Source organism: Mesorhizobium sp. B2-3-7, from assembly GCF_006442695.1.
Classification (GTDB): domain Bacteria; phylum Pseudomonadota; class Alphaproteobacteria; order Rhizobiales; family Rhizobiaceae; genus Mesorhizobium.
The window spans coordinates 54,750-81,274 of record NZ_VFVV01000017.1; the positions used below are offsets into that span (position 1 = coordinate 54,750).

The 26,525-nt window shown below is 63.3% G+C and carries 24 protein-coding genes; 12 read left to right on the forward strand and 12 right to left on the reverse strand.

Features of this window, described 5'->3' with window-relative positions; genetic code table 11:
• Window positions 1-2: 2 nt before the first annotated feature.
• Genes FJ940_RS25965 through FJ940_RS25975 form a run of 3 tightly spaced genes read right to left on the reverse strand, consistent with a single transcriptional unit; the run spans window position 3 to window position 4,449 of the window.
• Window positions 3-1,226: an aminomethyltransferase family protein gene (locus FJ940_RS25965; protein WP_140658304.1), complete on the reverse strand. Its 1,224-nt coding sequence runs from the start codon at window positions 1,224-1,226 to the stop codon at window positions 3-5.
• A 51-nt stretch (window positions 1,227-1,277) separates the two neighbouring features.
• On the reverse strand, window positions 1,278-2,843 hold the full coding sequence (locus FJ940_RS25970; RefSeq protein ID WP_140658306.1) for an NAD(P)/FAD-dependent oxidoreductase: 1,566 nt from the start codon (window positions 2,841-2,843) through the stop codon (window positions 1,278-1,280).
• Window positions 2,830-4,449, reverse strand: a complete 1,620-nt coding sequence (locus tag FJ940_RS25975) for an NAD(P)/FAD-dependent oxidoreductase (protein WP_140658308.1) — start codon at window positions 4,447-4,449, stop codon at window positions 2,830-2,832. The genes FJ940_RS25970 and FJ940_RS25975 overlap by 14 nt, the downstream gene beginning before the upstream one ends.
• A 201-nt stretch (window positions 4,450-4,650) precedes the next feature.
• Here FJ940_RS25975 and FJ940_RS28920 point away from each other — a divergent pair, with 201 nt between their 5' ends.
• The 6 genes from FJ940_RS28920 to FJ940_RS26000 all read left to right on the forward strand — a co-directional run bounded on the left by FJ940_RS28920 (window position 4,651) and on the right by FJ940_RS26000 (window position 9,792).
• Window positions 4,651-5,112, forward strand: a complete 462-nt coding sequence (locus FJ940_RS28920) for a class I SAM-dependent methyltransferase (protein WP_246671089.1) — start codon at window positions 4,651-4,653, stop codon at window positions 5,110-5,112.
• Window positions 5,109-5,450, forward strand: a complete 342-nt coding sequence (locus tag FJ940_RS28925) for a hypothetical protein (RefSeq protein WP_246671090.1) — start codon at window positions 5,109-5,111, stop codon at window positions 5,448-5,450. Before FJ940_RS28920 ends, FJ940_RS28925 begins: the two co-directional genes overlap by 4 nt.
• 27 nt (window positions 5,451-5,477) lie before the next feature.
• The gene (gene betI, locus FJ940_RS25985; RefSeq protein ID WP_140525480.1) at window positions 5,478-6,164 is read left to right on the forward strand and encodes a transcriptional regulator BetI; all 687 of its coding nucleotides are present in this window, start codon (window positions 5,478-5,480) and stop codon (window positions 6,162-6,164) included.
• Window positions 6,165-6,197: 33 nt separating this feature from the next.
• Window positions 6,198-7,298: an ABC transporter substrate-binding protein gene (locus FJ940_RS25990; RefSeq protein WP_140525481.1), complete on the forward strand. Its 1,101-nt coding sequence runs from the start codon at window positions 6,198-6,200 to the stop codon at window positions 7,296-7,298.
• A gap of 110 nt (window positions 7,299-7,408) precedes the next feature.
• Window positions 7,409-8,485 (forward strand): extracellular solute-binding protein, encoded by a 1,077-nt coding sequence (locus FJ940_RS25995; RefSeq protein WP_140658310.1) that lies wholly within the window; start codon window positions 7,409-7,411, stop codon window positions 8,483-8,485.
• Complete coding sequence (locus tag FJ940_RS26000; RefSeq protein WP_246671091.1) at window positions 8,482-9,792, forward strand: flavin monoamine oxidase family protein; 1,311 nt, start codon at window positions 8,482-8,484, stop codon at window positions 9,790-9,792. Before FJ940_RS25995 ends, FJ940_RS26000 begins: the two co-directional genes overlap by 4 nt.
• Here FJ940_RS26000 and FJ940_RS26005 read toward each other — a convergent pair.
• The 3 genes from FJ940_RS26005 to FJ940_RS26015 are packed head-to-tail and all read right to left on the reverse strand — an operon-like array spanning window position 9,756 to window position 12,605.
• A complete protein-coding gene (locus tag FJ940_RS26005) occupies window positions 9,756-10,829 on the reverse strand; it encodes an ABC transporter ATP-binding protein (RefSeq protein WP_140658336.1) in 1,074 nt (357 codons plus the stop codon). The two genes, FJ940_RS26000 and FJ940_RS26005, sit on opposite strands and share 37 nt — an antisense overlap.
• Window positions 10,830-10,866: 37 nt before the next feature.
• Window positions 10,867-11,691, reverse strand: coding sequence for an ABC transporter permease (locus FJ940_RS26010; RefSeq protein ID WP_140658314.1), 825 nt, complete (start codon window positions 11,689-11,691; stop codon window positions 10,867-10,869).
• Window positions 11,688-12,605, reverse strand: coding sequence for an ABC transporter permease (locus FJ940_RS26015; RefSeq protein WP_140625036.1), 918 nt, complete (start codon window positions 12,603-12,605; stop codon window positions 11,688-11,690). Before FJ940_RS26015 ends, FJ940_RS26010 begins: the two co-directional genes overlap by 4 nt.
• A 63-nt stretch (window positions 12,606-12,668) precedes the next feature.
• Between FJ940_RS26015 and FJ940_RS26020 the strand changes: the two genes are divergently transcribed.
• Entirely contained in the window at window positions 12,669-12,914 is a 246-nt protein-coding gene (locus FJ940_RS26020) for a hypothetical protein (protein ID WP_140625037.1), read from the forward strand.
• 26 nt (window positions 12,915-12,940) lie between these two features.
• Entirely contained in the window at window positions 12,941-14,359 is a 1,419-nt protein-coding gene (locus FJ940_RS26025; RefSeq protein ID WP_140658316.1) for an aminotransferase, read from the forward strand.
• A gap of 74 nt (window positions 14,360-14,433) precedes the next feature.
• On the opposite strand, the gene FJ940_RS26030 is transcribed toward FJ940_RS26025, so the two are convergent.
• Window positions 14,434-15,636 carry an aromatic ring-hydroxylating dioxygenase subunit alpha gene (locus FJ940_RS26030; RefSeq protein ID WP_140558455.1) on the reverse strand — a complete coding sequence of 401 codons (1,203 nt, stop codon included), beginning with the start codon at window positions 15,634-15,636 and terminating at the stop codon, window positions 14,434-14,436.
• 62 nt (window positions 15,637-15,698) lie between these two features.
• Between FJ940_RS26030 and FJ940_RS26035 the strand changes: the two genes are divergently transcribed.
• A complete protein-coding gene (locus FJ940_RS26035; RefSeq protein WP_140558457.1) occupies window positions 15,699-16,073 on the forward strand; it encodes a hypothetical protein in 375 nt (124 codons plus the stop codon).
• A 2-nt stretch (window positions 16,074-16,075) separates the two neighbouring features.
• Window positions 16,076-16,486: a hypothetical protein gene (locus FJ940_RS26040; protein ID WP_140558459.1), complete on the forward strand. Its 411-nt coding sequence runs from the start codon at window positions 16,076-16,078 to the stop codon at window positions 16,484-16,486.
• Between the two features lie 130 nt (window positions 16,487-16,616).
• Here FJ940_RS26040 and FJ940_RS26045 read toward each other — a convergent pair whose 3' ends face one another.
• The gene (locus tag FJ940_RS26045) at window positions 16,617-18,704 is read right to left on the reverse strand and encodes a sensor histidine kinase (RefSeq protein WP_181170962.1); all 2,088 of its coding nucleotides are present in this window, start codon (window positions 18,702-18,704) and stop codon (window positions 16,617-16,619) included.
• A gap of 160 nt (window positions 18,705-18,864) precedes the next feature.
• Window positions 18,865-19,638: a response regulator transcription factor gene (locus FJ940_RS26050; protein ID WP_181167426.1), complete on the reverse strand. Its 774-nt coding sequence runs from the start codon at window positions 19,636-19,638 to the stop codon at window positions 18,865-18,867.
• A 45-nt stretch (window positions 19,639-19,683) separates the two neighbouring features.
• Between FJ940_RS26050 and FJ940_RS26055 the strand changes: the two genes are divergently transcribed.
• Window positions 19,684-20,385, forward strand: coding sequence for a response regulator transcription factor (locus FJ940_RS26055; protein ID WP_140558460.1), 702 nt, complete (start codon window positions 19,684-19,686; stop codon window positions 20,383-20,385).
• An 81-nt stretch (window positions 20,386-20,466) separates the two neighbouring features.
• Here the strand turns inward: FJ940_RS26055 and FJ940_RS26060 are convergent, their stop codons facing one another.
• A complete protein-coding gene (locus FJ940_RS26060) occupies window positions 20,467-20,634 on the reverse strand; it encodes a hypothetical protein (RefSeq protein WP_140658318.1) in 168 nt (55 codons plus the stop codon).
• 761 nt (window positions 20,635-21,395) lie between these two features.
• On the opposite strand from FJ940_RS26060, the gene FJ940_RS26070 reads away from it, so the two are divergent.
• Window positions 21,396-21,860, forward strand: a complete 465-nt coding sequence (locus FJ940_RS26070; RefSeq protein WP_140561605.1) for a L,D-transpeptidase — start codon at window positions 21,396-21,398, stop codon at window positions 21,858-21,860.
• Window positions 21,861-22,015: 155 nt separating this feature from the next.
• Here FJ940_RS26070 and FJ940_RS26075 read toward each other — a convergent pair whose 3' ends face one another.
• Both FJ940_RS26075 and FJ940_RS26080 read right to left on the reverse strand, forming a co-directional pair.
• On the reverse strand, window positions 22,016-25,099 hold the full coding sequence (locus FJ940_RS26075; protein ID WP_140525490.1) for an efflux RND transporter permease subunit: 3,084 nt from the start codon (window positions 25,097-25,099) through the stop codon (window positions 22,016-22,018).
• The gene (locus tag FJ940_RS26080) at window positions 25,096-26,409 is read right to left on the reverse strand and encodes an efflux RND transporter periplasmic adaptor subunit (protein ID WP_140650641.1); all 1,314 of its coding nucleotides are present in this window, start codon (window positions 26,407-26,409) and stop codon (window positions 25,096-25,098) included. The genes FJ940_RS26075 and FJ940_RS26080 overlap by 4 nt, the downstream gene beginning before the upstream one ends.
• Window positions 26,410-26,525: the final 116 nt, after the last annotated feature.

Genomic DNA, 26,525 nt, shown 5'->3' on the forward strand with positions numbered 1-26,525 from the left:
GGTCAGAAATCCGCCGGCGGATTGGCGGTGCGACGATCGAGCTTGATGAACGGCCGCGGCACCACCTTGGCCCGCTTCATCAGCTTTTGGTATTGCAGCTCGCGCATGGCGTAGATCTCGACCCAGAGGTCGTCGACGACAGTATCACCATATGGTCGCGCCAGCGAAGCGATGGCGATGTTGCGCTTGGCCATCGGCGACCACATGGCGGCGCTGACCAGCCCGACCTCCTGGCTTTTTCTGTGATAGACGATGGCGTGTTCGGCCGGGATGTTGCCTTCGATCTCCAGCCCGACCAGCACATGCCGCAGCGTGCGCTTGGCGCGTCCCTCGAAGATGGCGCGACGGCCGTTGAAATGGGCCTTTTCCAGGTCGATCATGAAGCCGAGCCCGATCTCGTCGGGCATGCGCAAGCGGTCGGCACGGATGGCGTGTTCGGCTGTCGTGAAGTCGGCATTGGCAACGATCAGCCCGGCCTCGATCCGGGCGCGGTTGAGCGCGGTATAGCCGATGGCGCGGATGCCGCGCAGTTCGCCGGCCGCCATCAGCCGGTCCCACAGGCTCAGCGCCTTGTCGACCGGCATGAACAATTCATAGCCGAGGTCGCCGGTGAAGCCGGTGCGCGAGATGGTGACGGTTTCGCCATCATGCGGGAATTCGGCGAGGTCGAATGCCTTCAGCTTTTCGACATTGGCAAAACCGGCATCACGCAGCACGGCGAAAGAGGTCGGACCTTGCAGTGTCAGGCCCGCGACGGCTTCGGTCTCTTCCTCCACCGTCACATCGAACCCGATGGCGCTGTCGAGCAGCCAAGGCAAATGCCGCTCCTGCGAGCACAGCCGGAACCGCGTTGGCGAGAGCCGGAACAGCGTGCCGTCATCGAGGACGAAGCCCTCGTCGTCGCACCACGCGGTATAATGGACGCGGCCCGGCTTCAGCCTGGTCACGTCGCGCAGCATGACGCGGTCGAGGAAGGCCTCGGCGTCCGGTCCCTCGACGCGGTACTTGGTCATCGGCGAGATGTCGAAGAGTGCCGACTGGCTGCGAATGGCGAAATATTCGAGCTCCTCGTCCCACAGCGAATGGGGGGCGCGGTAGCCCGCCCAGTTGTACCAATCCTGGGTCTTGGCCAGAGCATCGATGCGCGGCTGGAACGGCGTGCCGAGACGCAACGTGCGGAAGTGGGATTGGGCTTCGATGCGGGCGGATGATGGTTGCTGATTCATGCTGGCGATCCTTCGCCGTAGAATGCGACTGCCGCCAACTGAAACATCGCCTTACCCCTTCATCGCAATGATACGTCGAGCGGCGTTCAATCCAGGTGCGCCGGAGACGCCGCCGCCGGGATGTGAACCGGCACCGGCGAGAAACAGCCCGTCGAGCGGTGTGTCGTAGCCGGACCAGCCCGAGACCGGGCGCGAGATCAGCATCTGGTCGGCCTGCAACTCGCCGTGGTGCCAGTGGCCGCCCGGCATGCGGTAGCGCGTTTCGATGTCGGCGGGCGTCAAGAGCTCGGTGTGGCGCACCGTCTTGCCGATGCCTGGCGCGTAGGCTTCGAGCTGAGCCATGATTGCCTCCAGGAATTTCGCCTTGCCGGCGCCCCATCCCTCTTTCAGAGCATAGGGCGCGTATTGCACCACCGCCGACAGCACGCAGGCGCCGTCGGGCGCGAGCGATGGATCGGCGAGGCTTGGCAGCGTGATCTCCATCACCGGTTCGGGCGAGAACGCGCCGTATTTGGATGGATTGAAGGCGCGCTCGACATGATCGGGCGAGGGGGCGATAACCAGCCGCCCCCTGTGGCCGGCGGCATCGACACCTGTGAATTGCGGCGGCCTGTCGAGCGCCAGGTGAAGCTTGGCGACATCACCCTTCATGCGGATGTTGTTCACCTTGCGCACGAAGCCGGTGTCGAGTTCGCGTGGACCGACAAGGTCGAGCAAAGTCGTCGCCGGATTTGTCGCGGAGACGATCGTCCTGGCGCGCAGCACCTCGCCATTGTCCAATGCGACACCGACGGCGCGGTCTTTCTCGACAATGATCCTTGCGACAGGCGCCGATGTGCGGACGTTCACGCCGGCCTTTTCGGCCGAGGCGCGGATGGCGGCGATCACCGCGCCCATGCCGCCCTTCGGCACTATCTGCGCGCCGGCCACACCGCCGGCCTCGCCGGCCAGCCGGTAATAGAGGCCGAGCAGCGAGGTGGGCGAGCGCGGACCGAGATGGCTGCCGAGCGTCGCGTCGAAGGCAAGCAGCCCTTTCAGCCTGATGTCGGCAAGCTGCTCGTCGAGCAGGTCGGCGACGTTCATCAAAAGCACGCGCAGGAAATCGCGCATGTTTTCCTTGCCGAGCCTTTTCAGCGCCAGTGCGGCCTGGCCGAGCGCCGCTGTCTCCAGCAGCGACATGCCGGCCAGCTCGGGCGGACGACGCGAGAGGAAGGGTTCCAGGATGCCGGCGTAGCGCAGCAGCTGCGCGCGCAACTGCTTCCACGCCGATTGCTCCGACGAACTTGCGCCGGTCAGCATTTCGCCATAGGCGCGGTGCAGGACCAGCGGGGAGCCGTCCATCGACAGCGCAACCGACGGCGCGAAGTCGTCTGGGGTGATCCGCAAGCCATGCTTCTCCAGCTCCAGCGTCTTCACCACGTCGGGATGCAGGCGGTTCAGCAGATGGGCGATCGACGAGACATGAAAACCCGGCGCGAATTCCTCCGTGCGCGCGGCGCCGCCGAGATCGGCTCCCGCTTCCAGCAGCAGCACCTTGCGCCCTGCCTTCGCCAGCGTGACAGCAGTGACGAGGCCATTATGGCCGCCGCCAATGACGATTGCATCATATGACGTCATGGGCCGGGCTCATATGCGAGGTCGATTTGGCGAGATCGCGCAGGATCTCGGCCGCGGCATTTCGGCCGGGCGCGCCCATGACGCCGCCGCCGGGATGGGTCGAGGAGCCGCACATATAAAGACCGCCGACCGGCGAGCGGTATTGCGCGTAGCCCGGCACCGGGCGATTGAACAGGAGCTGGTCGAAGGTCAGTTCGCCCTGGAAGATGTTGCCTTCGGTGAGCCCGACCTCGGCCTCGATTTCGCGCGGCGTGCGCACCTCCATGTGGACGATGCGGTCGCGAAAGCCGGGCGAGTAGTCGGCAATCTGCGCAATCACGCTTTCGGCGAATCCGTCGCGATCGGCGTCGGTCCATTCATGGCCGTTCACCTTGGGCGGCGCGTATTGCACGAAGCAGCTCATGAAGTGTTTTCCCGGCGGCGCCATCGTCGGGTCGAGCGTCGTCGGGATGACCATGTCGAGGAAGGGGTCGGCCGACCAGCGCCCGGCCTTCCAGTCGTCATAGGCGCGCTCCATCCGCTCCATCGAATCGGTGAAATGCATGTCGCCGCGATAAACCGGCGAATCCTTCGGCAGAGCTGGGAATTCGGGCATCGAGTCCAGTGCGATGTTGACCTTGCCGGACGAACCTCGGATCTTGAAGTTCCTGACCCGGCGCAGGAAAATCTCGGGCAGTTCCTTTTCCTCGACCAGTTTCAGGAAGGTTCGTTTCACGTCGGCGTTGGAGACGACGAGCTTGCCACGGATCTCCTCACCGCCAGCCAGCACCACACCCTTGGCCTTGCCGCGGCTCACCAGAACATGGTCGACCTCGGCGCCGGTGCGAATGGTTCCACCCGACGCCTTGAAGGATGCCGCCAGCGCTTTTGTCACCGCGCCCATGCCGCCGCGCGCATAGCCCCAGGCGCCGACCGAGCCGTCGACCTCGCCCATATAGTGGTGCAGCAGCACATAAGCCGTGCCGGGCGACATCGGACCGAGCGCCGTGCCGATGATGCCGGACAAAGCGAAATTGGCCTTGATGACATCGGTCTCGAAATATTCATCGAGGAAGTCCGAGATCGACATGGTCCAGAAGCGCAGCGTCAGCGCCATTTCCTCCGCCGACAGGCCCGCGAATTTCTTGCCCAGATAAAGGAGCTCGCCCAGATCCCGCGGGCGCAGACTGGTCGGGTCGGGCGCGGTGCGCATCAACAGCGGCTGGATGAAACGGCACTGGCGCGTCACGTCGCGCGCATAACGGTCGTAGGCTTCGGCATCGCGCGGGGAGAAGCGCGCAAATTCGCGCCGGTGTGCATCATGGTCCCGGTAATTGGCGAGATAATCGCCATCCCTGGTGAACACCGCGCCGCCCTCATAGGAGATAACCTGCAGGCCGAAGCGCGGTAGTTCGAGATCGCGCATGATTTCAGGGCGAAACAGCGAACAGACATAGGAACAGTTGGAATAGAGGAAGCCCGACGTCAATTCCCGGCTGGTGGCGGCGCCGCCGACCCAGGGATTCTTCTCCACTACCAGCACGTCGAGCCCGGCGCGCTGGAGGTAGCAGGCGTTGACCAGTCCGTTGTGTCCGCCGCCGATGACGATCGCATCCCAAGCTTTCATTTTGGCCCAGTCTTTCCATGCGATCCGCTGTTCATTTTGGCGTAGCCCGTCCCCTCAATGCGCGAAATTTGGCATGGCAGGCGTCGTTTTGTCCAGCCATATTGAATGAATGTTCAACAAATGATGTTGCGTTTTCCCAGACATGGGCTAGGCTTTGCAGGCGTTCGAGACGGACATTCATCGATTGGGGATCGAGGGTTGATGATCGAAACGGCCGAGGCCGAGCCGGAGTATGACGATGCCGCCATCCGCTTCCTCGAGGCGCTGTGGGGCGACGGCTACCTGTCGCCGGGCGGGCCCGACGAAGTCGACCGCGTGCTCGAGGGACTTTCGCTCGCAGGCAAGACCGTGCTCGACATCGGCTGCGGGTCCGGAGGCATCACGCTGCATCTGGTCGAACGGCATGGCGCCGCGCACGTCACCGGCTTCGATGTCGAGCGGCCGGTGATCGAAATGGCCAGGCGCCGGGCAGCCTCCCGCGGGCTTGCCGACCGCGCCAGCTTCATCCAGGCGCCGCCTGGGCGGTTGCCTTTCGAGGATCAGTCGTTCGACGTCGTCTTCTCCAAGGATGCGCTGCTGCATGTCGCCGACAAGGATGCGCTGTTTGCGGAGATATTCCGCGTGCTCAAGGCCGGCGGCGCCTTTGCGGCATCAACTGGATGATCTCGCATGACGGCGAACCATCACCGGAGATGAAGGCCTATGTCGCCGCCGAAGGGCTGTCCTTCGCGATGGCCTCGCCGGCGCGCTACGCACAGGCGATGCGCCAGGCGGGCTTTGCCGAGATCGCGGTTCGCGACCGGAATCCCTGGTACCGCGAGGTGGCGCGGGGCGAACTGGAAAGGCTGAAGGGGCCGCTCTATCCGACGGTCGCGGCGGCAGTGGGCGCCGCCTATGTCGACAAGAACATACGAACCTGGGAGGCCATGCAGAAGGTGCTTGACAGTGGCGAGCACCGTCCCACTCATCTTCGCGGGCAAAAACCGAAGATGGTCGGCTAGCCGGCGATGTGGAGCATGACCGCACCCATGAAAATTGCAGCACGCCAAGAGCAGTCCGCCGAGGCATCGAGCGAACCCGAGAAACGCGGGCGTAAGGCTTCCAAGGAGGTCAGGCAGCTTCAGCTGATCGAGGCGACGATCGATTCGTTGGCCAAGCGCGGCTATTCGGAGACGACGATGGCCGACGTCGCCGATGGCGCGGGCCTGTCGCGCGGCATCGTCAATTTCCATTTCGAGAGCAAGGAAAAACTGCTGATCGCGACCTTGCAGCATATGTATGACGAGTACTCGGCGCATTGGCGCAATGCCTTGGAGAAAGCGGGGAACGATCCCGCCGACCAGTTGCGGACCCTGGTCGCGGCCGATTTCGACCGTTCGATCTGCAACAAGCGCAAGCTGGCGGCTTGGTGCGCCTTCTGGGGCGAGGCCAAGTCGCGGCCGACCTATCAGGCGCTGAGCAGCGCCCGCGATGCCGTTTACCAGAACATCTTCATCGAGCTTTGCGCGACGCTCAAGCAAAGCGGCGGCTATGCCTATGAGCCGCAGGTCATGGCGCTGGCGCTCAGCGCGATGCTGGAGGGACTGTGGCTGCGCTTGATGATGGGCACCGAAGACACTACCCGCGAGAGCGCCTTGCAGGCAGCCAACGAATTCCTGTCGGCCGCATTCCCTAAACATTACCAGGGAGCAGCCGCCACCCGTCGCAAGGCATGAAGCAATCGATAAATAAAAGAGGATGGAACAGCAATGAAGACATCAATCCAGCGGCTGACATTGGCCCGACGCCTGACATTGACCCTGGCATTGACCGGCGTGCTGGCGGCCTCGGCCGCAGCCCTGGCGGTTGCCGCCGACAAAGACCTGGTCGTGTTCGACTGGTCCGGCTATGAGGATCCGAGCTTCCATCCGAAATATGTCGAGAAGAACGGCGATTCGCCGACCTTCGCCTTCTTTGGCGACGAGGACGAGGCGTTCGAAAAAGTGCGCTCGGGTTTCAAGGCCGATCTCGGCCATCCCTGCTCGCAGAGCGTGGTGAAATGGCGCGAGGCCGGCCTGCTGCGGCCGCTCGACACATCGAAGATAACAGGCTGGAAAGATCTCAATCCCGGAATCATGGCGATGAAGGATCTCGCCACGACCGCCGATGGCAAGGCCTGGTTCATGCCCTGGGACTGGGGCAACACCCAGCTCACCTATAATTCCGAAAAGGTCGACGCCAAGGACGTGCAGTCGCTGAAGGCGTTCGCCGATCCGAAGTTCAAGGGCCGGGTTTCGATCGGCGACAATGTCGACGACGCCTATGCGCTGGCAAGCCTGGCCATCGGCGTCAAGGACTGGACCAAGATGACCGACGACCAGTTCAAGCAGGCGTCGGATTTCCTGCGCCAGGTGCATAAGAACGTGCGCTCCTACTGGACCGACACAACGGACGTGGTGCAGCTTTTGAGCGGCGGCGAGGTCGATCTTGCCTGGGCATGGAACGACGCCACCGTGCAATCGGTCGCCGCCGGCGTGCCGATCAAGGCCAAGAAGGACACGGACGAAGGCATTTCGACCTGGGTCTGCGGCTATGTGCTGTTCAAGGATGCGCCCGGCAATGTCGACAAGGCATATGATTATCTGAACGCCGTCAACGATCCCGAAACCGCCAAGGTGCTGGTCAAGGACTGGGGCTATGGCCAGGCCAACGCCAAGGGCATGGCCGGCGTCGATCAGGCCGTGCTGAAGGAAAAAGGCTATGACGACGTGCAGAAATTCGTCGACAAGACGCTGTTCCAGTCGCCGGTGCCGTCGCAGCTCAAGCTCAAGATGATCGCCGAATTCGAGAAGATCAAAGCCGGATATTGAGCCGGTTCGGCCGCCCGTCCGCCTGCGGAGATGGTGGTTGGACGGGCTCGCCAAGAGAGGCGAATTCTCCTAACCTCGCGGCAGCCTTTTTGCGACGGGGAATTCGCACCATGAAGCCAGTGCTACGCCGTCTTGCCCTTGCCGCCGCCTGCGTGATCGGCGCCGGCGCCGTGTATGCCTGGGCGGAAGGTGGCGGCGACCTCGTCGTGTTCGACTGGTCCGGCTATGAGGACCCGCTGCTGCACCCCGCTTATGCTGCCAAATACGGCGCCGAGCCGACCTTCGCCTTCTTCGGGGACGAGGACGAGGCCTTCGAGAAGATGCGTGCGGGCTTCCAGGCCGACATCGCGCATCCCTGTTCGCAAAGCGTGGTCAAGTGGCGCGAGGCGGGCTTGCTGCAGCCGCTCGACACGTCGAGGATAGCTGGCTGGAAAGACCTCAATCCCGGCATCATGGCGATGAAGGATCTCGCCACCACCAACGACGGCAAAGCGTGGTTCATGCCTTTCGACTGGGGCAACACCTCGCTTCTCTACCGCACCGACAAGGTGACGCCGGAGCAGGCGCAGTCGCTCAGGATCTTCGCCGACCCGAAGTTCAAGGGCCGCGTCACCATCGGCGACAATGTCGACGACGCCTACGCGCTGGCGAGCCTCGTCATCGGCCTCAAGAATTGGACAAGGATGACCGATGCCCAGTTCCAGGAGGCGTCCGCCTTCCTGCGCGACGTGCACAAGAACATCCGTTTCTACTGGACCGACGACACTGATCTCAACCAGGCCTTCATCGGCAATGAGGTCGATCTCGTCTGGGGCTGGAACGAGACCTATGTGACGCTGAAGGGGCAAGGCCTGCCGATCGCGATGAACCGCGACAGCAAGGAGGGTATCTCGACCTGGGTGTGCGGCTATGTGCTGATGAAGGATGCACCCGGCAAGCTCGATCAGGCCTATGACTTTCTGAATGCAGTCAACGCTTCTGCCGTTTCGGACTATCTGGTGAAGACCTTCGGCTACGGCCACGGCAACAGCGCCGGCATGGCTGTAGTCGACCACACGGTTCTGGCCGATCGCGGCTTCGACGATCTCGACAAATTCCTCGACAAGACGCTGTTCCAACAGCCGGTGGCGCCGGAGCTCAAGCAGCGCATGGTCGCCGAGTTCGAGAAGATCAAGGCCGGCTATTGAACAGCGAATCCACAAGAGCCGATGTCGTCATCATCGGCGCCGGCTTCACCGGGCTGTCGGCGGCGCTCGAGCTGAAAAAGGCCGGCGTCGATTTCGTGCTGCTCGAGGCGCGTGCCCGTGTCGGCGGGCGCGTCGAATCGGTGGAGATCGGCTCCGGCGAGCGCATCGACAGTGGCGGCCAGTTCCTGTGCGAGGACATGCCGGAACTGATGGCGCTTGTCGAAGCGCGCGGCAAGACGCTGGTCGAAACCCATGTCGAGGGCGCGTTTATCGCCCAGCCGCCGATCTCCGCCGCCGAGGCGAGGCGAACCTATTCTGGTTCGATGGCGATCCGCGAGCGGATGAACGCGATCGCGCCGGACGATCCCTCGATTGCCGGGCTGACCGTTGCCGCCTGGCTCGACCGGCAGGATGATGCCGATGCCGCCAAGGCAGCCTTCCGCTCGATGATCGAGGGCCTGTGGTGCCTGACGCTGGAGAAACTGCCGCTCTGGCACCTGATCGACAATGATCGGCGCATCACCAATGAGGTGCCGGAGCTCCAGTATTTCCTGCGCGAGACGATGCAGTCGGTGGCCGAGGACCTGGCCAGCGATCTCGGCGACCGGCTGTGGCTCAACGCGGCCGTTTCATGCATCGAGCATGGACCGCAAGGCGTTCGCATCATCTCGGCGGCGGGTGTCATTGAAGCGCGGGCGGCACTTGTCGCGGTGCCGCCGGTCATGGCGGCGAAACTGGACTTCGCACCCGCTCTGCCCGAATCCCTGGCGAAGGCACTCGGCGTTTGGGAAAGCGGCGCCGTGATCAAGGTGCTGGTGCGCTACCCCGCTGCCTTCTGGCGCCGCCGCGGCTTGAGCGGCATGGTGATGTGGCGCGACCCGCCGGGGCTGTTCGCTTGCGATGCCAGTCCGGATGAAGGCCACGCGGCGCTGGTCGTCTTCGTCGGCGGCCCGCTCGCCTTGCGCTGGGGTGAGCTTGGCGAGGCGGCACTGCGCGCCGAAGTGACCGGGAAACTGGTGGAAGCCCTCGGCCCCGGCGCGGCCGAAATCGCGGGTTTCAGCCAGCGCGACTGGACGCATGACCGCTGGAGCGGCGGCGGCTACAGCGACCTCATCGTCGACGTCGCGGCGACCGATGCCGAACCTGTGCTCCTGGCCGGCGCGCCGCCTGTTCATTTCGCATCGTCGGAGCTGTCGCCGTCATTTCCCGGCTATGTCGAAGGGGCGATCGTTGCCGGTCGCATAGCGGCGCGAAAGATCATCGCGGACCGTCAATCCGCCATCGCCACCAGGGCTTCGGGATCGTAGGCAAGGCGAATCGAAGTGCCGACCGGAATATCGTCGGCGCCGAAATCGTTGGTCTCGGTTACCGACAGCGGCTTTTCCAGGCCGGGGATCTCGACGATCAAATGGGTGATCTCGCCAAAATAGTGGCGTTCGACCACCTTTCCGGCAACCTCGAACTTGGCCGTCGCATTGTCCCACAACACGCGCAGGCGCTCCGGGCGGATGCCGAGCGTGGCGCCGCCGCCATTGCGCACGAAGGCCTTCGGCTTGTCGGTCTTCACACGGCCGAAGCCCAGCGTGTCGACGACCAGCGAGGCGCCGTTCTCCTCGACGATCTCGGCCTTGACGAAATTCATGCCGCCGAGGAAGTCGGCAACCTGGCGGTTGACCGGCCGCTGGTAGATCTCCTTGGGCGAGGCGACCTGCGCGATCTTGCCGCCGAACATCACGGCGATGCGGTCGGACATGGCCAGCGCTTCATACTGGTCGTGGGTGACCAGCACGAAGGTGATGCCGACGGCCTGCTGCAGGCGGCGCAACTCGACCTGCATCTGTTCGCGCAGCTTCTTGTCGAGCGCCGACAGCGGCTCGTCGAGCAGCAGCACCTTGGGCCGCATCACCAGCGCGCGGGCGAGCGCGACGCGTTGCCGCTGGCCGCCGGACAGCTCGGTGGCGAGACGCTTGCCGAGGCCGGTGAGAGAGACCTGCGCCAGGGCTTCCTCGACGCGGCGCTTCTCCTCGCCGCCCTGCAATTTCAGCCGCTTCAGGCCATAGGCGACGTTCTGCTCGACGTTGAGATGCGGGAAGATCGCATAGCTCTGGAACACCATGTTGGTCGGTCGGCGATTGGGCGCAATGCCTTCCATCGGCTGGCCGCCGACCGAAATCGAACCGCTGGTCGGGTTGTCGAAGCCGGCGATCATGCGCAACAGCGTGGTCTTGCCGCAGCCGGACGGGCCGAGCAGCGAGAAGAATTCGCCCTCGCGGATGCTCAAGGAGGCATCGTCGAGCGCCTTGAAGGCGCCGTAGCTGCGGGTGACGCCGTTGATCTCGATCATCGTCCGTTCGGACAGGGTTCGTGCGGATGGGGCCTGCTCAGGCATAAAGCCCTCCCTCGTTCTTCGTGCGTCTGGCGGCGCGGCGGCGCAGGATTTCGGCGACGGTCATCAGCAGGAAGGAGGCGACCAGCAGCAGCGTTCCGAGCGCGAGCACGCCCGGGAGTTTGGCCGCGAAGCGCAACTGGCCCCAGATATAGATAGGCAGCGTCGCCTCGGTACCGGTCAGGAAGAAGGCGATGATGAACTCGTCCAGCGAAATGGTGAAGCAGACCAGCAGGCTGGAGATGATTGCCGGCGCCACCATCGGCAGCGTCACCCGCCGGAAGGTGCCGAAGGCGCTCTCGCCGAGGTCGGCCGAGGCCTCCTCGAGGCTGCGATCGAAACCCTCGAAGCCGGAGGTCAGCACCGTCATCGAATAGGGGATGCAGACCAGGACATGGCCGAGCACGACGGTAAACAGAGAGAGGCTCAAGCCGAGCTGCAGCATCACCAGCAGCATCGAGATGGCGACGATGACTTCCGGCAGCACGAGCGGCGCCATGATCAGACCGTTGATGGCCCGCCGGCCGGGATAGCGGTAGCGGGTGATCGAGCGGGCAGCGAGGATGCCGAGAACCGTCGAAAGGACGGACGCCGAGACGCCGACGATCAGGCTGTTCCAGGTGGCGTCGAGCAGCGCCGGCGTGTTGGGCAGGTCCTCGTACCATTTGAGGGTGTAGCCGGTCAGCGGGAATTTCGGTGTGGCCGCAGTGTTGATCGAAAAGATCGGCAGGAAGATCACGGGCAGATAAAGGAAGCCGACATAAAGGAAGGCGTAGGCCGACAGCCAGCCGCCCGGCAGCAGACGTCGCGCCGCGCTCATCGCGCAAGCCTCTGGGCGGCACGGATGACCAGCACCGTGGCGCCGGCCATCAACGTCACGACCAGCATGGTGGTGACGGAAAGGGCGGCGCCCAGCGGCCAGTTCGAGGCCTTGCCGAACTGCGCCTGGATGGCGTTGGCGATCATGACGCCGTCCTTGCCGCCGACGAGCTTGGGGGTGACATAGTCGCCGACCGTCGGGATCATCACGATCAGCGCCGCCGAGATGATGCCTGGCGCCGACAGCGGCAAAGTCACGCGAAGGAACGAACGAAAGGGACCATCGCCGAGATCCGTAGCCGCCTCCACCAGGGTCCGGTCGATCTTCTCCAGCGAGACGAAGATCGGCAGGATGGCGAAGGCCGCCCAGGCGTGGGTCAGCGTGATGATGACGGCGCTCGAATTGTAGAGCAGCGCCGTCGACGGCTCGTTGATGATGCCGAGGCCGATCAGCCCGGAGTTCAACACGCCATTATAGCCGAGAATGACCTTCCACGACATCACGCGCAGGAGATAGCTGGTCCAGAACGGGATGGTGATGAGGAACAGCCACAGGCTCTTGTGGCGGCCGCCGTGGAAGGAAATGAAATAGGCGATCGGATAAGCCAGGACGACGGTGAAGAAGCTGACCGTCAGCGAGATATACAGTGAGCGCCATAACAGATCGCGATAGATCGGCTCGGTCAGGGCGACGCGGTAGTTTTCCAGCGTGAAGGTGCGGTCGATGGTCAGATAGTTCTGCGTCCAGAAGGAGTGGGCGATGACCACCAGGATCGGCAGGACCAGGAGGATGAGCGCGTAGAGAAAGGTCGGGCTGATCAGGGCAAAGCCCTGCACGGGTTCGGATTGCAGAAGGGCATTTCGTCTGGCCCGCGTCATGCGCAACGGGGGCGACCCTTCCGCCGCCGCCGTCATTGCCAGGCTCCGGGGGGCAGGGCTCCGGCTGTGGTCTCGGTTGCTGGCCTGGAGCGTCCCGCCATGCGGTATCCCATTGGACTGGCGCCGGCTGTTTGTTCCCAATTTTGTTTTGGAGCGCGATCGAACGCAAAACCGGTGACCAGTTTTGCTGATCGCGCTCCGAGCTTGCCGGCTTTCTTTCATCATGCCCGCATCCGCGGATTGAAATCAAGCGCTATTTCTGAGATATTGATTGAACAGACATTCAAAATGGTGCGGATTATGCCGGAAATTTCCGGCACTGCCGGCCAAATTTCGAAATCCTGAATTCGACGAATGATGTGGAGATGACAATGGCGGCTGCGAGGGACCTGAAGGCGAGCGAAATGGCCGAAGCTGGAGCCGCCGATGCCGTCGAGTTGGCCAGGCGCCATCTCGTCCAGCCCTGGCCGTATGCCGGTTCGGTCGGCGCGGAAGCGCGCGCGCTGATCGGCGAAGGCGACGGCATCTACATCACCGACGGCACCGGCAAGCGGTTGATCGACGGGCCGGCCGGCATGTGGTGCGTCAATGTCGGCCATCGGCGCGAGGCGCTCGCCAGGGTGATGTACGACCAGGCGATGGCACTGTCCTACAATACGCCCTGGTACACGATGAACGCGCCGTCGGCGGAACTTGCCGGTCGCATAGCCGGTCATGCGCCCGGCGATCTCAGCCACGTCTTCTACACCACAGGCGGCTCCTCGGCGGTGGAGACGGCGCTGCGCTTCATGCAGTTCTACAACAATGTGCGGGGCCGGCCGGAGAAGAAGCTGATCCTGTCGCGCGGCGGCGCCTATCACGGCTCGACCTATCTGTCGGCCTCGCTCAATGGCCGCCCGCGTGACCGCGACTGGATGGACGGCGCCGACGAGCTGGTGATCAAGCTGTCCTCGCCCGATCCGTTCCGTCGTCCGCAGGGCATGAGCATGGCTGATTTCACCGACTTCCTCGTCGACCAGTTCCGCGACACCGTCGCGCGAGTCGGTGCTGACCGGATCGGCGCTTTCGTCGGCGAGCCGGTGCAGGCCTCCGGCGGCGTTATCGTGCCGCCGGACGGCTACCTCAAGCGCATCCGCGAGATCTGCCGCGACAACGACATCCTCTATGTCTCCGACGAGGTGGTGACGGGCTTTGGACGGCTGGGCCATGTCTTCGCCTCCGGCGATGTGTTCGGCATCGATCCCGACATGATCACCTTCGCCAAGGGTGTGACGTCAGGCTATTTCCCGCTCGGCGGCGTCATCATATCGGAACGGCTGCTGGAGGAACTGCGCCGGTCGAACCATCCCGACGCGATGTTCGGCCATGGCCTGACCTACACCTCCCATCCGGTCGGCTGCGCAGTGGCGCTCAGGAATCTCGACCTTCTGGAGCAGGGCGTACTTGCCCACACGCAAGCGGTCGCGCCCTACTTCCAGGCGCAGATGAAGACGCTGGAAGAATTGCCGTTGGTCGGCGAGGTGCGCGGGCTGGGATTGATGGGCTGCGTCGAATGTGTCGCCGACCGCGAAAGCAAGGACCCGCTGCAGCTCGACAAGGATGTCGGCAAACGCATCGACGCGCATTGCCACGAGCTCGGCCTGCTGGTGCGGCCGCTGATCAACATGTGCGTGATGTCGCCGCCGCTGGTCATCACGCGCGAGCAGATCGACGACATGGTCGGCATTTTGCGCGAGGGCATTTCGCGCACGATGGATGATCTCAGGAAAGAAGGGGTGTGGCGGGGATGACGTTCTTTCTTCGCCCCGCATAGGACGGGGAGAGGAGCGCTCTCACCGATGGTTTCGCCAATTATCGGCGTCGCCTATCCACGCGACCGCAGCGCGTCGTTCAAGTTCCACATGTCGTTCTCCTCCGGCGCCGTTTCGAGCCCAAGCACGGGGATCTGCCTGCGCAGATGGTCGTGGTGGGTGCGCACTCCGTATTCTAGGTCGGAGAGGTAAAAACCCTCGAAGGCTTCCGACAGCATGGATTCGTTCGACCACACCGAAAGCTGGACATCCTCCGACATGGTGTCGCGGTCGATGCGGAAGGAGAGATAGCGGGCCGCAGCCTGCTCGCGGCTTTCGTCGCGATAGCGGTAAATGGCGCCGCGCAGCAGGGTCTCACCCGTCGACAGCGGGAACTCCTGATAGAACTGCACCGATTCCGGCATCACCGAGAGGACGGCATTGGGGAAGATGCCATAATAGACCCAGGCCTTCTTCAGATAGTCCGGCAGATGCGCCGGCTCCGGCGCGATCTTGACGTAGTTCCTTACGCTCCAGCGACGGCCGGCATGCGGGTTGTAGCTGGCGAAGGAGCGCGACACGCCGTTGACGAAGGGTTCGTCGAAATAGGTCGCGCCATAGAGGTCCTGCAGAGCCGGGTGCGCCATGGCGACGTGATAGCCCTCATTGTCGACGTCGCGCACCGACTTCCAGTTGACCGGAGTTTTCTGGGTCCAGATGCCCCAGGAAGGCACCATGTCGGCGGCCTTGTAGTGCGAGAATTCGGGCTCGATCGGCTTCATCAGCTCGGCGACGGAGGGCTGCGGGCCGCCAGCGCGGAAGCGAATGAAGATAAAGCCCATCCAGACCTCCAGATCGAGCGGCATCAGGCCGAACTCGGTCTTGTCGAGATCGGGAAAGGAACGCGGGCGGGCAGCGCCGCGCAACGTGCCATCGAGATTGTAGACCCAGCCGTGGAATGGGCACACAAGCGCGTTCTTGCAGTTGCCCTGGCTGTCGGCGACGACACGGCTGCCGCGATGGCGGCACATATTGTTGAAACCGCGCACGACGCCGTCCTTGCCGCGCACGATCAGAGCGCGTTCGCCGACGACGTCCATGGCCAGGTAGTCGCCTGCGTCAGGGATGTCGCTGACATGTCCGGCGATTTGCCAATGGTTGCGGAAAACGTGCTCCTTCTCGAGTTCGAGGAGGGCATCGGAATGGTAGCTCCAGCCAGGCAGTCCCCGCCGGTCCCAATCGTTGGGAATGGCCACGTCACGGAGATGCGGGTTCATAAAACGTCTCTTCTTTTTATTGAATATCCGTTCAATATAATCATATTTTTCATTGAAATGCAATGGCTTGTGGAGACAAGCATATTTTCGAAAGAAAATTGGCGCGCCGATTTCAATCCAATCCGATGCGACGGCTGGCCCCGAAAACCCCGGAGAATCCGGGCGTTAGCCCGGGTTTCAAAGCTTGGTTCCGGCAGGGTTTCGAAGCAAATCCTGCCACGGCGGAAGCCGAGGCAAAAGGCGTCGCCGCGCGTCTTGCCCGCTTGCCGATCCGCCGAGCCGAGATCGGCAAGCGGGCGCGTGATGCCCAGTTGGTGGGGTCTGCCGCGGGTGCCGTTTCAAGGCGGTTACAATATCAGATTCACGCCAGCTTTCCGCTGATACAGAGCGCGACTAAGTTCGTTTTATCAAAAAAAGAAAGTCAACGAAGGGGATGATGATGCATGCGAAAGTTCAGATTGCCAGCAATGACCGCCGGTCCCAGGCTCCGGAGCGCGTTGGCCGCCGCCCGAAGCTGGCGTTGCGCCAGCGCGCCAGCGACCACCCCATGGCGATGTTCATGGCGCTGGCTGCTTGCGCCTTCGCCGGCATGGCGTTCGCGCCGACGGTCGGCCCGGCCTTTGCTTCGCTCAATCCACCGGCCAACGTCGTCGGCGGCGCAATGACCACCACCAGAACCGCACGCCTGCCGATGCCGATGGTCGATTTTGCCTGCAAGGGTCAGGCCTGGGGCGCCGAGAGCGTCGACTGCCTGCGGGCCATAGCCGAGCAGTCCGGAGCCCACAAAGCCCGTGCGGTCCGGATGATCGCCAATGCCGCGCCGCTGACCAATACGCCGAATATTTTCTGAGTTCGACTGAAACATGGTTCCGAAGCGGCTCCGCTTTGGAACGTGCCGCGGCGCTCCCCGAGCGCGTCCAGCGCTCCCTTCGGCTCCCGCCGCATGTCGGCCGGGGGCTTTTTTTACCGGTTGGTGCGGTCTATCCCTTCGAAACCACCTGGTCGGCAATGGCGGACAGGACGCTGCGCACATCCAGCGTGCTGAACGGTTTCTCCAGGATCTGCGGACGCTGCAGTAGCGGCAGCGCCTCGATTTCGGCCTTGGCGCCGATCAGGTCGCCAGTGACCAGCACGAAACGCCGCGCCAGTTCCGGTCTTTCGGCAAGCAACTCTCGATAGATGGTCATGCCGCTTGTTCCAGGCATGCGCAGGTCCGAAAAGACGATGTCGGGCGGCATGTGGCCAGCCAATATGGCTGTGGCCGTGTCCCAGAGGGGCGCGATCCGTGACTTGATGCCCATCAGTTCGAGTATGTCGGAGAGCGAACCGGCGACGTCGGGCTCGTCATCGATGATCAAGGCGTGGCGCAGCCCGCTCGATCGCGGCTGGCTCTCGCCGGCGATGGCGACGCCGGCTACAATGGCCGGCAGCTGGACGACGAAACGGGCGCCACTTGGCAGCACTTCCTCGAACCAGACATTGCCATTGTGCCGCTCGATGATCGATTTCGAGATCGACAGGCCGATGCCGGTTCCGACGCCGACCGGCTTGGTGGTGAAATAGGATTCGAAGATGCGGGACCGGATCGCTTCCGGTACGCCAGGCCCATTGTCCTCGACCGAGAAACCAGGATCGCCGCGCTCGCTGCGGAAGGTCCGCACCTTGATCAGCCGGTCGCCGCCTATGCCTGCCAGCGCATGCTGGCTGTTGATGAGGAAATTGGCGGCCACCTGGGTGACGTGATCGGCGTCGGCCATGGCCAGCAACGGGCCAGGCGCGAAATCGGTGTCGATGATGATGCCGCTCGAGCGCGCGCCGTAGGCGGTCACCTCGAGCGCCGCGCGGATCACCTGGTTAAGGTCCGTCTCGGCCCGCTCGGTCGGATGCAGCCGGACCATCGACAGGAAGCTCTTGACGATACGGCCGCAGCGCTCGGCGGCGGCGCGAACTTTCTCGGCGCGAACCTTGGTCTGCGGATCGGAGGCGAATTCGTGCAGCAGCGTCGACTGGGCGACAACCACGGCCAGCGGGTTGTTGAGTTCATGCGAGACACCCGCAAGCAGCGAACCCATCGCCGCCATCTTCTCGTTCTGGTGCAGCTTCTCGCGCTGGCGGTTGATCTCCTCCTCGGCGCGCAGCTTGTCGCGCAGGTCGCGGATGGAGCCGAAGATCAGGCGGCGGTCGGCGACCCGCATCTCGGTCGCCGTCAGTTCGATGGGGAAAATCTCGCCGGCGGCGTTCTGGGTCACCGTCTCGAGCCGCTGTCCGACCATTGGCGCGCCGCGGCCGGACATGTATTCGGCCCCCGACGCATAGCCCTTACGGTAATAGATCGGCACGATGGTGTCGAGCAGGTCCTTGCCGAGGATATCGCTGCGCAGGAAGCCGAACATCTTCTCGGCGGCCGGATTGAATTCGACGATCGAGCCGGTCTCGTCGATGACGAGGATGGCATCGAGCGAGGCTTGCAGCATGGTGCGGCGGATGACCTCGCTGGCGTGGGCGTCGGAGGGCGAGCGTTCGATCGCGTCGCCGATGGCCAGCGCGATGATATGCAGCGTCGCTTCTTCCTCATCGGTCCATTCGCGCTCCTCGATACAGTCATTGACCGCCAGCGTCCCCCACAGGTGGCCATGCGCGAATACGGACACCGACAGGAACGACTTAATGCTCTGTTTCTCGAAGTCGGCTCTCAGGAAGCCCTCGAGGTCGCGCGTATGGCCGGCGAAAATCTTGCCCTGCCGTTCATCCTCCTGCAGCCGTTCCAGCAGCGGATCGGCGTTGATGATCGACTGCACGATCACCGTCGGCGAGGCCAGCTCGCCACCGACCACGGGATCGATCCAGTAGGCGGCCACCGACTGGGCAAATCCCTGGCCGGGCAGTTCGCGCAGGCGGAACAGGATGCCGCGCTGGCAGTCCATTGCGCGGCAAAGCGTTTCCAGTATGGCTTCCATCTCGCGCTGCCAGTCGCCGGCCTCGCGCAGCCGCCGCACCACGCGCACGGCCGCCATCGCCGCGCCTTGCCGGCCGTCTTGCATGTCCGTGCCTGCTGCTTCAGCGGTCATTTTCAGCCATTGTTGCGGTGCCAAGCGGATTTCATGCGCCGCGTCTCAAATCCTTGTTTTTATGCCTTGTCCCAAAACCAAGAGCGTTTTTGGGCGACAAGTATTGCGACGGATCCGTCCACAGACCAGCACAGGCGCGGGAGCAATCCCCCGCGCCCACTTAGTGGCCGTCGCCGGCCGGCAGCGAGAAGATATAGCCTTCGCCGCGCACCGTGCGCAGGAATTTCGGGCTGGCCGGATCCGTTTCTATCTTCTTGCGCAGGCGCATGATGCGAATGTCGACCGCGCGCGAGGATTCCGGATCTTCGGTGAGGCCGATCGCTTCGGAAATGGCAGCACGTGTCAGCAGCCGGTTGGCGCGGGTCAGGAAAACCTCCAGCACGTCGAACTCGCTCTTGGCCATGTCGATCACCGCGCCGTTGGCGCCGGTGACCAGCCTGCCGTCGAGATCAGCCTGGAAGGAGCCGAAAGCGACGGAGCGGCGGGGATCGCTCGCCTTTTGGCCGTGCATCGGCGCGTGCTGCGGAACCCGGCGCAGCACGCTGCGGACCCTGGCCAGCACCTCGCGCAGCTCGTAGGGTTTGACGATGTAGTCGTCGGCGCCGAGCTCAAGTCCGACGATGCGATCAAGCGCGGTGCCGGCGGCGGTGGCATAGATGATGCCGATCGGCAGTCTCGAGCGCAACCAGCGGCCGAGCGATAGCCCATCCTCACCCGGCATGGCGATGTCGAGGATGGCGAGGTGGAATGATTGCGTTTCGACCAGGCTGCGCGCGGCGGCCGCGGTTTCGGCGGTCGCCACGTCATAGCCGGCGGCGCCGAGATATTCGGCGACCGCCTCTCTTAGATCGGGCTCATCCTCGACAATTAAAATTCTTGCCCGCACGATGCGCTCGCTCCCACTTTCGGTGGAAAGTAGATTGGGTATAAACATGATGTCCAGCACTCATATCGGGTTGCCAGGATATGGTTGGAAAACATGGCTGCACGCGCCGTTATCGGGCTTATCTGCGTCGCCGAAGTGGTGGCGACCGAACTCGCCGATCACCTTGAGCGGCGAGGCCACGACGTGCGTCAGGCGCGCCAGCCCTGGGAAGCGGAATCTATGCTGGCGGGAAAGGGCGTCGACGTCGTCGTCGTCGGTGACAGCCTCAGCCAGGCGGAGGGACGTGATCTGCTCAGACGTTATGGCAGCCAAGGGGGGGGCGGTGAAGGCGGACCGGATTTCATCCTGATCTGCCGGCCGTGCGACCTCGTCGACAAGGTGCTGGCGCTCGAGCTCGGTGCGGCCGACGTCATCGAAAGTCCGCTCAATGTCAGGGAACTCGCCGCCCGCGTCGGCGGCCTGCTGACGCGGCGGGGCAGGGCCGCCCAGGAACTGATCGTGTTGGAGAACGCGACCGTCGATTTGAGGTCGGCCATCGTCATGCACCGCTCGGGCACGGAGGAGCAGCTTTCGCCCGGCCAGGTGGCGCTGCTTCGGCTGTTCCTGGCCAGTCCCCGCAAGGTGCTGACGCGCGACGACATAATCGCGGCGGCGCCGGCCGAGAATGTCGACGCTTTCGACCGCTCGATCGATTCGCGCATCGTGCGGCTGCGCCGCAAACTCGATACGGAAGCCATCATCACCATACGCGGCGCCGGCTACCGTTTCGATCCGCCGGCGCAATTCGCCGATTGACGGCCGGGCGCTCACGCAGTTCCTCTGGTTGAGCATCGGATTTCCAAACCGGTTTTCACCTCGGGCCCGATTGCCCTGTGCTCAGCGCACCACCAGTAGCGATGGCCCCGGCGACATGTCGCTGCCTGCCGTGAACTCGCCTGCTTGCGCGCGCTCTTTCAAGAGCACGGTGGCGAGCCCGGCAAAGCCGAGCAGGCCCTGTGCGTAGAGCAGTGCCGAAAGCACAGAGGCTGCAAGTTTCGTTTTCATTGCGTCAATCCCCAGTAATTCATGTTGCGGCGGCTTGTTTTCCGAAGACCAACGCCCGTCTTGGGTGGGCGCGTGACGCCTCGGCATACTTCAGGAACTCCCGAAGTGCCCGCGCCGTCTACGGAGCCCCCCGTCACGGCGCGGGCCTTCGGTCCTCTCAGCAGCAAGTTGCCGGAGGGGCCGCGCAATGCCAGCAGCCGAAGGCCAACCCGCCAGTGGGCCTTGAGCCGGACGATGCGCAGGCTGGAACAATCCAGACCGTGGCACAAAACAGGACGGTATAGAGGGTTGAGATCTCACTCGAACTTATCGCCGCGAGGCTGGCCATGGAACCGTCGGCAACCGTGCCGGCGCCGCTAATGGCTGCTGCTGCGATGCTGATCCCGAGAAACCAGGACCGCATGTTCGTTTTCGTTCCCGTGGTCGTTGCCGTCTGCTTTCGTTACGTCAACTCTGCCGGCGGCCTGTATCCGCTTCATGCCGCCGAAAATGCGCTTTGTTGCAGATTCTGTTTCGAAATAGGGCTCCAACCTTTCAAATTTGACCAATCCGAACTTTCGTTTCGGGCTGGATACCTATGTGCCTACTCCTGTCCAGGGTGACAGCGTCAATGTTCGCCATTTGGAAACTTTGGCCCGTTAACCAGAGGAAACATATTCGAAACACAAACGAGCATTTCACGAAATCTCTCCGAAACATGATGCATCGATAAGCCGCTCATCGAATTTGGGGCCGGCCAGCCCGGCAGAGAGAGGGACATCATGCATACTGCTATTTCCGCCAAGCTCATCAACATCACCGCCGCCGCTGCCCTGACGGGTGCGGCGCTTCTGTTCGGCGCCAGCACGGGTACCGCGCATGCCGCCAACAAGATCGTGGCGCGCGTCTCGCTTTCGCAACAGGTGATGGAAGTCTCGGTCGACGGCCGCCCGGCCTTCGCCTGGAAGGTTTCCACCGGCGACAGGGCGCATGTGACGCCGACCGGCTCGTTTAAGCCGACGCGCATGCATGAAATGTGGTATTCGAAGAAGTACGACAACGCGCCGATGCCGCATTCGGTGTTCTTCAGCGGCGGCTATGCGGTGCACGCCACCTATGCCATCAAGCGGCTTGGCCGGCCGGCCTCGCATGGTTGCGTGCGGCTGCATCCCGACAATGCCGCCGATTTCTACCAGCTCGTCGAAACCTTCGGGCCGGCCAACACCAGCATCGTCATCGTCAAGTAGCTGGCTGGCAACGGATCGGCACAGCAGCCATATCCGTTCAGGGCTCCCGCCGGAACATTTTCCCGCGGTAAATCGAGCACAGCCAAAGAAAGAGGCCGGGACGTTTCGGCCTCTTTTCTTTGTTAGTTTTTGTTAGTTCGGCAATGCCGTTTCCATCAGCTCGGCAATGCCGGCATCAATTTGGGATCCGGCTTCTCGGCCAGCTGGGGCAAGTCCTTGCTGGCAATGAAGGTATAGAACATGGGCACGACGAAGAGCGTGAACATGGTGCCTACCAGGATGCCGGTGAAAATGACCAGGCCCATCGAATAGCGGGCAGCGGCGCCGGCGCCGCTGGACGTGATCAGCGGCACCACGCCAAGCGCCATCGCCGCCGTCGTCATCAGGATAGGCCGCAGCCGCACCTTGGCCGAAGCGATGATGGCGTCGCGTCGCCGCATACCGTGGATCTCGCGCTGCTGGTTGGCGAACTCGACCAGCAGGATGCCGTGCTTGGTGATCAGGCCGATCAGCGTGATCAGTCCGACCTGCGTGTAGATGTTGAGTGTGCCGAGGCCCAGATTGAGCGGCACGATGGCGCCGAAGATCGACAGCGGCACCGCCATCATGATGATCAGCGGATCACGGAAGCTTTCGAACTGCGCCGCCAGCACCAGATAGATGACGATGACGGCCGCCCCGAAGGCGATCAGGATCGTGTTGCCCTGTTCCTTCTCCTGCCTGGACTGGCCCGAATAGTCGATGAAGAAGGTGTCGGGCAGGCTCTCCCTGGCTATGTCCTCGAGGACTTTCAATCCATCGCCCGTGGTGACGCCGGGCAGCGGCAGCGCCGAGATCGTCGACGAATTCAGCTGGTTGAACTGCTCGATCGCGGCCGGCGACGCATTGGTCGAGATCTTCACCACCGCCGACAGCGGCACCATCTCGCCCGTTACGCTGCGCACGAAGTACTCGCCGAGTTTTTCGGGATTGTCGCGGAATTCTTTCGGCACCTGCGGGATGATGTCGTAGCTGTTGGAGTCGCGGTCGAACTGCGCCACTTCGGCGCCGCCGACCAGCAGCGTCAGCGTCCGGCCGATATCGGCGATCGGCAGGTTCAGCGCCGCGGCGCGGTCGCGATCGATGGTCACCGTCACCTGCGGCGCGTCATAGGCCATCGAATTCTGCACGACGATGAAGCGGCCGGAGGCCTGTGCCTTGTTCTTGATCTTCTCGGCCACGTCGTACACTTCCGAGGAGTCGCCGGTCGATCGCACCACCAGGGCGATGGGCAGGCCGCCGCCGGAGCCCGGCAGCGTCGGTGGCGCAAAGACGAAGGCCTGGACGCCCGCCACCTTGGCGAGACGGGCTGTGATGTCGGCCTGCAGCTCCTTCGAGTTGCGCTTGCGCTCCGCCCAGTCCTTGAAGGCGAAACCGACGAACGCACTGTTCGTCGTGCCGCCGAACGCGACGGCCGAGAACTGCGCCCGCGTTTCGGGAATATCCTTCACCAGACCGAGCATCTGGTTGACGTAAGTCTCGGTGTAATCGGATGTCGCATAACGCGGCGCCGTTACAAGCGAGAGCAGGAAGCCCTGGTCTTCTTCCGGCGCCAGTTCGGTTGAGGTCTTGGTGAACATGAAGCCGGTCACCCCGACAAGCGCCAGCACGATGATCAGCGTCAGCGGGCGATAGTTGAGCGACCCGGTGACGGCCCGCTCATAGACGTGCTCGACCCGCGCGAAAGTGCCGTCGACAATGCGCTGGAAACGGCCTGGCGTGCCGGACTTCAGCAGGCGCGCCGACATCATTGGCGTGATGGTGATGGCGATCACGCCCGACAGCACCACCGAGCCGGCGAGCGTGACGGCGAATTCGCGGAACAGCGCGCCGGTCAGGCCGCCGGTGAAGGCCAATGGTGCGAACACCGCGGCCAGCGTCATGGTCATGGCGACGATGGCGGTGGCGATCTCGCGCATGCCGTTGAAGGCCGCCTGCATCGGCGACATGTGGTCCTCTTCCATGTGGCGGTGGATATTCTCCACCACCACGATGGCGTCGTCGACGACGAGGCCGATCGCCAGAACCATGGCGAGCAGCGACAGAAGATTGATCGAATAGCCCACCGCGAACAACAGGAAGCAGACGCCGATCAGCGACAGCGGGATGGTGACGATGGGCATCATCACCGAACGGAAAGAGCCAAGGAACAAAAGGATGACGACGACGACGATGGCAACGGCCTCGCCGATGGTCTTGAACACTTCGTCGATCGAGGCGCTGATCTGCCCGGTCGCGTCGTAGACGATCTCGATCGTCATGCCTTTCGGCAACGTCTCCTGGATTTGAGGCACCAGCTTGGTGAGCGCCGCCGCCGTGGTCAGGGGATTGGCAGCCGGGGTCGGGAAGATGGCGAGGAAGGTGCCTGGCTTGCCGTTGAAGGAAACCCTGGTGTCGGTATTCTCGGCGCCCAGTTCGACGCGGGCGACATCGCGCAGCCGCACCACATTGCCGTCGGTCGAGCGCAGCGGCAGTTCGGCGAAGGCTTCCGGCGTCTGGAGCGTCGAGCGCACGGTGATCGAGGAGACGACATATTCGTTCTCGGTGTTGCCGGGCGCCGACAGGAAGTTGGAGTTGTTGATCGCCGTCAGCACTTCCGATGCGGTCACACCGCGCGCGGCGAGCCTGACCGGATCGATCCAGACCCGCATCGAGTATTCCTGGGCACCGAAGATCTGCACGTCGGCGACGCCTTCGACCGTCGACATGCGGGGCCTGATGACGCGTTCGATATACTCGGTCAGCTGCTCCTTGGTCATGTTCGGGTTCTGCATCGAGATGTACATCATCGCGAATTGCTGGCCCGTGCCCTTGACGATGACGGGATCCTTGGAGGCGTCCGGCAAGGTGCCGCGCACGCCCTGGACCTTGGACAGCACTTCGGTCAGCGCGACGTCCGGGTTGGAGCCGAGCTTCATCTGCACAGTCACGGTGCTGGAGGACGGTCGGCTCGACGACGTGACGTAATCGATGTTCTCGGTCGAGGCGACGGCGCGCGCGATCGGAGCGGAAATGAAGCCCTGGATCAGGTCGGCGCTGGCGCCCGGATAGGCCGTCGTGATGGTGATCGCGGTTTCGTCAACCTTCGGATACTGGCGGATCGACAGGCTGAATATGCCCTGGAAACCCAGGAGCAGGATCATGCATGCAAGGACCGTGGAGAGGACGGGCCGGCGAATGAAGAGATCGGAAACGCTCATTGCTGGTCGGCCTGCTTGTTCGCCGATTTGGTTGGGTCGATGGTGTTGTCGACGTTGACGGACATGCCGTTGAAGAGGCGATTCTGACCTGCCGTGACAACCTCATCGCCCGCCTTGAGGCCTTCGACGATCTCGACCATGCCCTCGTTGCGGCGGCCGGGCTTGACGAATACCTGCGACAGGACCAGGGCAGGCTGCTCGCCCCCCGTGGCCGGCTTGGCCTGATCGGCGGCGGCCTTGTCCGCTGGTTTTGCCGCATCGGCGGCAGGCTTCGCGGCTTCGACCGGTTTGGCATCGGCCGCGGGCTTGGCGTCCGCCGGCTTGTCGGTCGCCGCCGCGGCGGGGTTTGTCTCCGGCTTGGTCGGCTGCGCCTCGGCGGGCTTTGCCGGGTGCACCACGAATATGTAGTCGCCATAGAGGCTGGTGGTCAGCGCCGTCTGCGGCAGCGCCAGCACATTCTGCTCCTCGGGCAGTTCGACACGCACTTGCACGAACTGGCCGGGGGTCAGCTTGCCTTCGGGATTGGCGACTTCCGCCCGGATGTTCACCAGCCGGCTGGACGGGTCGATCTTGGGATCGATACCGCGAATGGTCCCGGCAAAAGGCATGTCGCCGCCGCTGAGGCCAAGCCGAACCGTCTGCCCGATCTTGAGCAGCGGCAGTTGCTGTTCGGGAACCGTGAAGTCGACCCGCATCGTGTCGAGATCCTGCAGCGTCACCACGGCGGTGCCGGGCGCCAGATATTGGCCTAGATCGATCTTCGGGATGCCGACGGTTCCAGCAAAGGGCGCCGTCAGCTGCTTCTGGTCGAGCACTGCCTGAAGCCTGTTGACCTGGGATGCCGAGGCGGACGCGGCCGCACGTGCGGTGTCCAAGGTCGAGTCCGAGCCGACACCGCGCTTGGTCAGTTCGAGTGCACGGGTCAGCGATGTCTGATCGAGCGCCGCCTGCGCCTTCTGTGCCGCGAGATCGGCACGCTCTACGGCGTCGTCGAGCTGCAGCAGCACCGCATTGGCCGCCACTTTCTCGTTGGCATGGAAGGGGATCTCCTTGACGATGCCGGCGGTCTCAACCGTCAGGTCGACACCGCGCACGGCGCGGACCGTGCCGATCGCCTCGATGCCCGGCGTCCAGTTCGACGGCTTGACGATAGTTGTCGACACGGTTGCCGCTGGCGGCTTCATCGTGGCGAAATACTGCTTGATGCCGTTGTCACGCAGGAAATTGAACCCGACGATGCCGCCGACCACGATGACGAGCACGGCCAACACAACAATGATGATAACGAAACGGAGTATGCGCTTGAACAAGGAAGTCCCCTCAGTCGAAATCCGGCGCGAAGCGCGGATATCGGGACACATATCGACTGCGGGCCCCGATTTCAAATGACCGCGGTCTTACTGTACCGTCTGGACGGTCTTGTCAA

Coding starts and splice junctions, on each gene's coding strand:
- FJ940_RS25965 (WP_140658304.1), bottom strand. CDS start 1,226: ATGAATCAGCAACCATCATCCGCCCGCATCGAAGCCCAATCCCACTTC.
- FJ940_RS25970 (WP_140658306.1), bottom strand. CDS start 2,843: ATGACGTCATATGATGCAATCGTCATTGGCGGCGGCCATAATGGCCTC.
- FJ940_RS25975 (WP_140658308.1), bottom strand. CDS start 4,449: ATGAAAGCTTGGGATGCGATCGTCATCGGCGGCGGACACAACGGACTG.
- FJ940_RS28920 (WP_246671089.1), top strand. CDS start 4,651: ATGATCGAAACGGCCGAGGCCGAGCCGGAGTATGACGATGCCGCCATC.
- FJ940_RS28925 (WP_246671090.1), top strand. CDS start 5,109: ATGATCTCGCATGACGGCGAACCATCACCGGAGATGAAGGCCTATGTC.
- betI (WP_140525480.1), top strand. CDS start 5,478: ATGAAAATTGCAGCACGCCAAGAGCAGTCCGCCGAGGCATCGAGCGAA.
- FJ940_RS25990 (WP_140525481.1), top strand. CDS start 6,198: ATGAAGACATCAATCCAGCGGCTGACATTGGCCCGACGCCTGACATTG.
- FJ940_RS25995 (WP_140658310.1), top strand. CDS start 7,409: ATGAAGCCAGTGCTACGCCGTCTTGCCCTTGCCGCCGCCTGCGTGATC.
- FJ940_RS26005 (WP_140658336.1), bottom strand. CDS start 10,829: ATGATCGAGATCAACGGCGTCACCCGCAGCTACGGCGCCTTCAAGGCG.
- FJ940_RS26010 (WP_140658314.1), bottom strand. CDS start 11,691: ATGAGCGCGGCGCGACGTCTGCTGCCGGGCGGCTGGCTGTCGGCCTAC.
- FJ940_RS26015 (WP_140625036.1), bottom strand. CDS start 12,605: ATGACGGCGGCGGCGGAAGGGTCGCCCCCGTTGCGCATGACGCGGGCC.
- FJ940_RS26020 (WP_140625037.1), top strand. CDS start 12,669: ATGCGGTATCCCATTGGACTGGCGCCGGCTGTTTGTTCCCAATTTTGT.
- FJ940_RS26025 (WP_140658316.1), top strand. CDS start 12,941: ATGGCGGCTGCGAGGGACCTGAAGGCGAGCGAAATGGCCGAAGCTGGA.
- FJ940_RS26030 (WP_140558455.1), bottom strand. CDS start 15,636: ATGAACCCGCATCTCCGTGACGTGGCCATTCCCAACGATTGGGACCGG.
- FJ940_RS26035 (WP_140558457.1), top strand. CDS start 15,699: ATGGCTTGTGGAGACAAGCATATTTTCGAAAGAAAATTGGCGCGCCGA.
- FJ940_RS26040 (WP_140558459.1), top strand. CDS start 16,076: ATGCATGCGAAAGTTCAGATTGCCAGCAATGACCGCCGGTCCCAGGCT.
- FJ940_RS26045 (WP_181170962.1), bottom strand. CDS start 18,704: ATGACCGCTGAAGCAGCAGGCACGGACATGCAAGACGGCCGGCAAGGC.
- FJ940_RS26050 (WP_181167426.1), bottom strand. CDS start 19,638: ATGTTTATACCCAATCTACTTTCCACCGAAAGTGGGAGCGAGCGCATC.
- FJ940_RS26055 (WP_140558460.1), top strand. CDS start 19,684: ATGGCTGCACGCGCCGTTATCGGGCTTATCTGCGTCGCCGAAGTGGTG.
- FJ940_RS26060 (WP_140658318.1), bottom strand. CDS start 20,634: ATGAAAACGAAACTTGCAGCCTCTGTGCTTTCGGCACTGCTCTACGCA.
- FJ940_RS26070 (WP_140561605.1), top strand. CDS start 21,396: ATGCATACTGCTATTTCCGCCAAGCTCATCAACATCACCGCCGCCGCT.
- FJ940_RS26075 (WP_140525490.1), bottom strand. CDS start 25,099: ATGAGCGTTTCCGATCTCTTCATTCGCCGGCCCGTCCTCTCCACGGTC.